Origin of the sequence: Pseudoalteromonas sp. SG45-2, from assembly GCF_014164115.1 — a bacterium.
Classification (GTDB): domain Bacteria; phylum Pseudomonadota; class Gammaproteobacteria; order Enterobacterales; family Alteromonadaceae; genus Pseudoalteromonas; species Pseudoalteromonas distincta.
Map to the genome: position 1 here is coordinate 1 of NZ_JACJEO010000052.1, position 2,570 is coordinate 2,570.

Sequence of the window (2,570 nt, forward strand, 5' to 3'; positions counted from 1 at the left end):
TTGGTGTCAACCAGTGCATTAATACTAATGCTTGGGGCCGTGGTGTTGAGTGTTGCGGTTTCACTTAATGTAGTGGTATTACCGGCGTTATCACTAACGCTTGCTTCAATAGTGAGTGGACCATCCGTTAACGCGTTCGGTACATCGGCTGACCAGCTGCCATCGGCTTGTACTGTTGCAGTGAACGTTTCTGTATTATCTGCATCCGTGACGTTAATCGTTATAACCGTGCCTGCTGGCGCGTTCGATGTCCCGCTAATTGTTGGCGTGCTGTTATTCGTGGCACCGACTGTGTCTAACGTCAGTGTCGGCGCTAAGGTATCTAAGTTGCCTGTTTGTGTTGCACCACCGGTGTTGCCTGCATCATCGGTGATACTGGCTTGCACGGTGTAGCTTCCATCCGGTAATTCAGGGCTGGTTGCTTGCCAATCACCGTTTGCATCCACGGTGGCGGTGATTGGGTGTTCATCACCGTTACTGTCAGTAATAACAATGTTTACAACGGTGCCTTCAGGCTCTGTTGAAGTACCACTAATCACTGGGGTGCTGTCGTTACCCAAGCCCAGTGCATCAACGGTGACGATTGGCGTAATAGTATCCACATTACCACTGCTGTTTGCTGTGCTCTCGTTGCCTGCCGCATCGGTAATACTCGCGCTTACAGTAAAGTCACCTTGTGCAAGGGCTGTTGACACTTCAATGTTCCAGTGGCCATCGCTGCCAACTAGGGTCTCAATGGTTTGCACAGCGCCTGCGCTGTCGGTGATGGTGAGTGTAACAGTGCCACCAATTTCATTACTGGTGCCCTGCAGCTCTGGTGTTAAGTCGCTAACATCGCCTACGTTTTGAATGGTGAGTATTGGCGCTTGCGTGTCGATAGTGATGGTATCACTCACTGTAGTTTCGTTGCCAACACTGTCGCGTACACTTACTTCGATGGTGCTTTGACCTTCACTTAATGGTGTGGTTGGAGTGGCACTCCAATTACCATCCGCATCAACAAGGGCGGTGATGGTTTGTGGGTTGCCGTTGCTGTCGGTAACGACTATCGTCACTTGTGCCCCTTCGCCCGCATCACTTGTGCCGCTTATGATTGGCGTGTTGCTGTCGCTTTGTGCTGCAACATCAACAGTGAGTGTCGGCGGTGTATTATCAAAGTCATCTGAGCTAATTGTACGGGTATTACCTGCGGCATCGGTCGCTGTGGCGATCACTGAGCCAACATCAAGTAACGATACATCTAATCCGACTAATGACCAATTACCATCGGCATCAGTTGTGGTGGTGTAGGTGGCACCAATGCCACCGCCAACCAGTTGCTCGGTAATGGTAATTTCACTGCCTGCTGGCAAGTCAGAGGTACCACTTAAGGTAACCAATAAACCAAGTTCAAACGTTGGTGTAAAGGCAAGTGCCGGTGGAGTTACATCCACTTCGCCACTGTCTGTACCTGTACCTGTGTTGCCCGCTGCATCAGTGATGCTGGCGCTAACGCTATAATTCCCTTCGGCTAATGTGCCTGTTGGTGTCGCACTCCAGTTACCATTGGCATCGGTTTGTACATCAATGCTTTGAGTGGCATTTGCTGCATCTGTAAACGTCACCGTGATGGTGCTGTTAGGCGCATCACTAGTGCCTGTCACAGTTGGCGTGCTGTCATTTGTTAATAATGGCGCATCTACACTCACACTTGGTGCTGTGGTATCAATGGTGCCGTTGCCGGTAATATCGGTGCTGTTTCCTGCCACATCGCTGATGTTGGCGGTGATCGTGTACGGCCCTTCTGCCAGTGCAGTCGGTACTTCTACAGAGAAGTTACCATCGGCATCCACAGTGGTGGTAAAGGTTTGTGTATTGCCTTGATCGTCCACAACCGTGAAGTTAATAACCGTGCCTTCAACGGCATCACTTGTTCCACTGAGTGTCGGGGTGATGTCATTACTTGAGCCTGGGCTGGTAAGTACAAGTGTCGGTGCAGTGGTATCTATTTCACCTGCGCCTGTGGCGGTGGTGTCGTTGCCTGCCACATCTTCAACACTCGCGCTTACGGTGTATGTACCTTCTGCAAGTGCTACCGGTACAGGGATTGACCACGTACCATTAGCAAGCACGGTGGCACTCATGGTTTGCGCTGCGCCGCTGCTGTCGGTGACAACAATGGTTACTTCACTGCCTTGCGGTGCATCGCTGGTACCTGCAATTGTTGGCGTGGTGTCGTTACCTACACCGTTGTCGGTAATAACAAGGCTCGGGCCAGTAAGGTCTATCTGACCTGTCTCGGTGGCGCTGCCGATATTACCTAGACCATCATTTACCTGTGCGGTGACAGTATATTCGCCTTCGGCTAAATCAGTTGGTGCATCGACACTCCATACTCCACCCGTTACGGTTGTATCAACAGTCGTAATATTCCCTGCACTGTCTTCAAACGTTAAGCTAATGGTAGTGTTATCTGCCGCATCGCTTGTACCATTAATGGTTGGGGTGGTGTCGTTGGTGTCAACCAGTGCATTAATACTAATGCTTGGGGCCGTGGTGTTGAGTGTTGCGGTTTCACTTAATGTAGTGGT

General features: G+C 50.7%; 1 protein-coding gene. It reads right to left on the reverse strand.

The window, feature by feature from the left end; genetic code table 11:
• A partial coding sequence (locus H5116_RS20005; RefSeq protein ID WP_182716919.1) for an Ig-like domain-containing protein occupies positions 1–2,570 on the reverse strand: 2,570 nt, incomplete at both ends.